The sequence below is a fragment of the Rhodanobacter thiooxydans LCS2 genome, from assembly GCF_000264375.1.
GTDB classification, from domain to species: domain Bacteria; phylum Pseudomonadota; class Gammaproteobacteria; order Xanthomonadales; family Rhodanobacteraceae; genus Rhodanobacter; species Rhodanobacter thiooxydans.
The window spans coordinates 1-5,004 of record NZ_AJXW01000136.1 but is presented as its reverse complement, the minus strand read 5'-3'; the positions used below and the strand labels follow the sequence as shown (position 1 = coordinate 5,004).

Genomic DNA, 5,004 nt, shown 5'->3' with positions numbered 1-5,004 from the left:
CTGCGCTCACCCCAACCTACCGTCGATCCCGATGCAGGAAGTCTCGAGATCAGCCGTGGATGCCGCCGCGGGTCAGCGCCATCGGATCGAGCAGCTTGGCCAGCTCGGCCTTCGACAGCCCGGTGGTTTCCAGCGCCACTTCCATGATCGGCCGGTGCTGCTTGTACGCCAGCTTGGCGGTGGCTGCGCCCTTCTCGTAGCCGATCACCGGGTTCAGCGCGGTGACCAGGATCGGGTTCATCGCCAGCGCCTGGTTCACCCGCGCCTTGTTGACCTTGAAGCCGGCGATGGATTTGTCGGCCAGCAGCATGCTGACGTTGGCCAGGATCCCAATCGACTGCAGCAGGTTGTGCGCGATCAGCGGCAGCATCACGTTGAGCTGGAAGTTGCCGGACTGGCCGGCGATGGTGATGGAAGCATCGTTGCCGATCACCTGCGCGGCGACCATCGCGGTGGCCTCGGGAATTACCGGGTTGACCTTGCCCGGCATGATCGACGAACCCGGCTGCAGCGCGGGCAGCTCGATCTCACCCAGGCCGGCCAAGGGACCTGAATTCATCCAGCGCAGGTCGTTGGCGATCTTCATCAGCGCCACCGCCAGCGTCTTCAGCGCGCCGGACAGCTCCACCGCGGCGTCCTGCGCGGCCATGCCCTCGAAGTAGTTCGGCGCCGACTCGAAGCGCACGCTGGTCAGCTTCCTCAGCTGCGCCGCCATCGCCGGGCCGAACTTCGGATCGGCGTTGATGCCGGTGCCTACCGCGGTGCCGCCCTGCGGCAGCCGGCGCATGCGCTTCAGCGCATCCTCGATGCGTTCTATCGACGCGGCGACCTGCGCCGACCAACCCGACAATTCCTGGCCGAAGGTGATCGGCATCGCGTCCATCAGGTGGGTGCGACCGGTCTTCGGCGTGTTGCGCAATTCACGCGCGCGCCTGTCGATGGCTTTCTTCAGGTACTTCAACGCCGGCAGCAGCTGCTCGCTGGTGGTGAGCGTGGCGCTGACGTGGATCGCGGTGGGGATCACGTCGTTCGAACTCTGTCCGTAGTTGACGTGGTCGTTGGGGTGCACCTTCGCACCGCCTTGCACCGCGAGGTGCGCGATCACCTCGTTCGCGTTCATGTTGGTGCTGGTGCCCGAACCGGTCTGGAAGATGTCAATCGGAAACTGCGCATCATGCTGGCCATCGGCCACCGCCAGGGCAGCCTTGCGGATCGCCGCCGCCTGGTTCTTCTTTAGGTGGCCCATCGCCAGGTTGACTTCGGCCGCGGCGGCCTTGATCAGGCCCAATGCGCGGATGAACGGGCGCGGCAGGTGCAGGCCGGAGATCGGGAAGTTGTCGATCGCGCGCTGCGTCTGCGCGCCGTACAGCGCGTCGGCGGGCACCTTCAGCTCACCCATGCTGTCGTGTTCGATGCGGAAGTTGCTCATGGTCTGTTCCTTCGGAAAATGGGGAAAGCTGGTTGACCCGGATGTCTCGAAAACCTCCGTCGCTCCAGCGAAAGCTGGAGCCAGTGACTCGAAGCCGGCCGAAGGCGCTGGATGACCAGACCTTCGTCTGTTGAAAGCCCTGCTTTCGCAGGAATGACCAGCAGAAAAGTCGCGATTCGCTGCCTCCACTATAGGCCGGCGGGCATCGCGCCGCCGTCAATGTAAAATGGCGGTTTCCCGTGCCGGAACGCCCCGATGTCCAACCACGCCCTCACCGCCCTGTCGCCGCTGGACGGCCGCTACGCCGGCAAGGTCGAGCCGCTGCGCCCGATCTTCAGCGAGTTCGGCCTGATGCACCGCCGCGTGCACGTGGAGATCGAGTGGCTGCTGGCGCTGGCCGCCGAGCCGGGCATCGCCGAGCTGCCGCCGTTCACACCCACCCAGGTCAAGCAGCTGCACACCATCGCCGATAGCTTCGCGATCGAGGAAGGCGCGCGGATCAAGGCGATCGAGGCCACCACCAACCACGACGTCAAGGCGGTGGAGTACTTCATCAAGGAACGCATCGGCAACGATCCATCGCTGGCCCAGGCGAAGGAGTTCGTGCACTTCGCCTGCACCAGCGAGGACATCAACAACCTGTCCTACGCGCTGATGCTGCGCGACGCGCGCGAGCAAGTGCTGCTGCCGGCCTTCGACCGCATCATCGCCAAGCTGCGCGAGATGGCGCACGCGAACGCCGCGCTGCCGATGCTTTCGCGCACCCACGGCCAGACCGCCTCACCGAGCACGCTGGGCAAGGAACTGGCGAACGTGGTGGCGCGGCTGGAGCGCCAGCGCAAACAACTTGCCACGCTGGAGATCCCCGGCAAGATCAACGGCGCGGTGGGCAACTACAACGCCCACGTCATCACCTACCCGGAAATCGACTGGCGCGCGTTCTCGCAGCGCTTCGTGGAAAGCCTGGGCCTGGACTACAACCCCTACACCACGCAGATCGAGCCGCACGACGGCGTGGCCGAGTACTGCGACGCGGTACGCCGCGCCAACACCATCCTGATCGACCTGGCGCGCGACGTGTGGGGCTACATCTCGCTGGGCTACTTCAAGCAGACGCTGAAGGCCGGCGAAGTGGGCTCGTCCACCATGCCGCACAAGGTCAACCCGATCGACTTCGAGAACGCCGAAGGCAACTTCGGCCTCGCCAACGCGCTGCTTGGCCACTTCGCCGAAAAGCTGCCGATCAGCCGCTGGCAGCGCGACCTCACCGACTCCACCGTGCTGCGCGCGCTGGGCACCGCGTTCGGCCACACCCTGGTGGCGCTGGAGTCGCTGCAGAAAGGCCTGGGCAAGCTCAACGTCAACGCCGAGCGCCTCGCCGCCGACCTCGACGCCAGCTGGGAAGTGCTGGCCGAAGCCGTGCAGACGGTGATGCGCCGCTACGGCCTGCCCCAGCCCTACGAGCAGCTCAAGGCGTTGACCCGCGGCCAGGGCATCACCAAGGAGTCGATGCGCGAATTCATCGGTAAGCTGGAACTCCCCGCCGAGGCGAAGCAGCGGCTGCTCGATCTCACGCCGGGCGGCTACATCGGCTTGGCCGAGGGGCTGGCGCGGGAGATCTGATCCAGCCGTCACCCCAGCGCAAGCTGGGGTCCAGTGCCTTGGGCCAGCAAAAACAGAGACACCAGGTTCCCGCCCGCGCAGGAACGACCAGCCATGACGGGCCGCGCTTCAACGCGCGCGGCCCGATGCGTCTCAGGCGAGGGCTTTCTTCGTCAGCCCCTCCGCCTCCAACGCCGCGCGCACTGCGGGGCGCTCGCCCACGCGCTTCTGGAAGGCCAGCAGCGACGGGAACGCCGACAGGTCCAGATCCACGTGCTTGGCCCAGTTGGTCACCGTGAACAGGTAGGCGTCGGCCGCGGTGAACTTGTCGCCCAGCAGGAACGGCTGCTTCGCCAGCACGCCTTCGATGAACTGATAACGCCGCGTCAGGTACTCCTTGCGCTCGACACGGGTGGCTTCCGGCGTGTTCGGATTGAACAGCGGGCTGTAGGCCTTGTGGATCTCCGAGTTGATGTAGCCCAGCATTTCCTGCAGCCGGTAGCGCGCCGGCGTGCCGTTGGCGGGCGCGAGGCCGCTGGTCGGTTTCTGGTCGGCCAGGTACTGCACGATCGCCGGGCCTTCGGTCAGCAGTTCGCCGTTGTCCAGCTCCAGCACCGGCACGTAGCCCTTGGGGTTGATCTGCCAGAAATCCGCGCCGTGCTCGGTGCGCTTGGCCTTGCCGTCGACCTTCTCCAGCGTGAGCGGAATGCCGGCCTCGAGCGCCACGATATGCGGGGAAAGCGAACAAGCGCCGGGGGAGTAATAGAGCTTCATGCGATGACTCCTGGTGGGGTACGGGGAAACGGACGCGCCGGTCGAAGCCGCGCATCCATCCCTCACATGCTACGACGTCATGGTTACCATTGGATACCACCTAACCGTCGGTTAATCCTAGAATGCGGTAACTCCCCGGTTACCGAGCCATCCGCATGGGCCTCCCCGTCCGCAAGAGCAAAGTCATACCACCGCCCGCCTGCCCGCTCACCGAAAGCCTGGCGCTGCTGCGCGGCGCCTGGGCGCCGAACGTGATCTGGTTCCTCAGCGCCGAACCGCGCCGCTTCGGCGAACTGCGCCACGACATCCCGCGCATCTCCGCCCGCGTGCTCAGCGCCCGCCTGCGCGAACTGGAATCGCGCGGCCTGGTCAGCCGCCGCCTGCTCGACACCTCGCCACCCTCCGCCGAATACGCGCTCACCGAACTGGGCCGCGAATTGTTGCCGGCGATCAGTGCGCTGGCGCGGGTGGGACAGAAGCTGATTGCGGAGTGGGATTCGCGGGCTTCGGTGGGGAAGAAGGCGCGTGTGGTGGGGTAAGGCGCGCTTGCTTGCCACCGGGGCAAGCTCGTGGAACGATGCCACGATCTCTTCCGGCGCAGTTGAATGTGGCGGGATTAGATTGCAGAGTCAGGCTGTCACCGGGGAATTCAAGTCGTTGATGTTTGCAGGCTTGCAGCACATCAGTTGCACCGACAGCACCGATTAGGCTGCGAGATTACACTGCAATCTAAAACCTACTTCGAGTTATGCGCAAACTCGATAGAACCGTAACTTGGCAATCACAGGGAGGAGTACATCATCATGAGCTCGCAGGCTGATTCCGAGGCTTCAGTACCCGAACACGCTCAAATCATTGACCTCTACCTAACCACTTGCCTGCCTCTGGTTCGCGAAAAATTCTCCGATCCTTCTGTAAAGGCTGGAGTTCAGGTATTCATCCTTGGCATGGTGGACATGCTTCGTGGCGTCGAGGAGTTGAATTGGGGACAGTTTGTCGGCGCCTATGGCGCTATCCTCCGTTCAAATGACCTCGTTCCATCGTGCGGCGCGGAAGCGTTTGTGCAGCGGGTTGGATCCATTGCAGCGAGTACCCCAAACATCGAAAAACTCATGCGCCAAGGCGCACAGTCCATACAAATGTATGTTGCGAAGCGTGACGCAGATGCACCAACGGACTTAGGGAAACTCTGAACAAGT

General features: G+C 64.3%; 5 protein-coding genes. 3 read left to right on the top strand and 2 right to left on the bottom strand.

Annotated features, from left to right (window positions below; all coding sequences use genetic code 11):
- Positions 1-49 precede the first annotated feature (49 nt).
- The gene (locus UUA_RS18215) at positions 50-1,429 is read right to left on the bottom strand and encodes a class II fumarate hydratase (RefSeq protein WP_008439662.1); all 1,380 of its coding nucleotides are present in this window, start codon (positions 1,427-1,429) and stop codon (positions 50-52) included.
- 255 nt (positions 1,430-1,684) lie between these two features.
- On the opposite strand from UUA_RS18215, the gene purB reads away from it, so the two are divergent.
- Complete coding sequence (purB, locus tag UUA_RS18210; RefSeq protein ID WP_008439661.1) at positions 1,685-3,052, top strand: adenylosuccinate lyase; 1,368 nt, start codon at positions 1,685-1,687, stop codon at positions 3,050-3,052.
- Between the two features lie 132 nt (positions 3,053-3,184).
- On the opposite strand, the gene gstA is transcribed toward purB, so the two are convergent.
- Positions 3,185-3,805, bottom strand: a complete 621-nt coding sequence (gene gstA / locus UUA_RS18205) for a glutathione transferase GstA (protein ID WP_008439659.1) — start codon at positions 3,803-3,805, stop codon at positions 3,185-3,187.
- A gap of 155 nt (positions 3,806-3,960) precedes the next feature.
- On the opposite strand from gstA, the gene UUA_RS18200 reads away from it, so the two are divergent.
- Together UUA_RS18200 and UUA_RS19550 are read left to right on the top strand one after the other, a co-directional pair.
- The gene (locus UUA_RS18200) at positions 3,961-4,344 is read left to right on the top strand and encodes a winged helix-turn-helix transcriptional regulator (RefSeq protein ID WP_008439658.1); all 384 of its coding nucleotides are present in this window, start codon (positions 3,961-3,963) and stop codon (positions 4,342-4,344) included.
- Positions 4,345-4,608: 264 nt separating this feature from the next.
- Complete coding sequence (locus tag UUA_RS19550; protein ID WP_153022795.1) at positions 4,609-4,998, top strand: hypothetical protein; 390 nt, start codon at positions 4,609-4,611, stop codon at positions 4,996-4,998.
- Positions 4,999-5,004 lie beyond the last annotated feature (6 nt).

Coding starts and splice junctions, on each gene's coding strand:
- UUA_RS18215 (WP_008439662.1), bottom strand. CDS start 1,429: ATGAGCAACTTCCGCATCGAACACGACAGCATGGGTGAGCTGAAGGTG.
- purB (WP_008439661.1), top strand. CDS start 1,685: ATGTCCAACCACGCCCTCACCGCCCTGTCGCCGCTGGACGGCCGCTAC.
- gstA (WP_008439659.1), bottom strand. CDS start 3,805: ATGAAGCTCTATTACTCCCCCGGCGCTTGTTCGCTTTCCCCGCATATC.
- UUA_RS18200 (WP_008439658.1), top strand. CDS start 3,961: ATGGGCCTCCCCGTCCGCAAGAGCAAAGTCATACCACCGCCCGCCTGC.
- UUA_RS19550 (WP_153022795.1), top strand. CDS start 4,609: ATGAGCTCGCAGGCTGATTCCGAGGCTTCAGTACCCGAACACGCTCAA.